This window comes from Bacillus cereus group sp. BfR-BA-01382, from assembly GCF_022663475.1.
Classification (GTDB): Bacteria; Bacillota; Bacilli; order Bacillales; family Bacillaceae_G; genus Bacillus_A; species Bacillus_A thuringiensis_S.
The window spans coordinates 1-250 of the sequence record NZ_JAKUFQ010000394.1; the positions used below are offsets into that span (position 1 = coordinate 1).

The window sequence follows — 250 nt, forward strand, 5'->3', positions numbered from 1 at the left end:
ATTGAGGTATCCCGTCAGTATCTGTATATATAAGTTTCTCTCCATCTGCAAAAGTGTAATATAACAAATTGGTTGTTGTTATAGGGCCAATACCCCCAGTAGGACCTGTTGCTCCAGTTACTCCCGTTGGTCCTGTTATTCCAGTTGGTCCCGTTATTCCGATTGGTCCCGTTTCTCCGGTTAGCCCGGTTACTCCGGTCAGTCCCGTTATTCCCGTTGAACCTGTTATTCCGGTCGGTCCCGTTTCTCC

At 47.6% G+C, this 250-nt stretch carries 1 pseudogene; it reads right to left on the minus strand.

The annotated features are described in order from the left end of the window. Window positions 1-250: pseudogene (locus MR160_RS34460) on the minus strand (DUF4183 domain-containing protein); the annotation flags it as partial.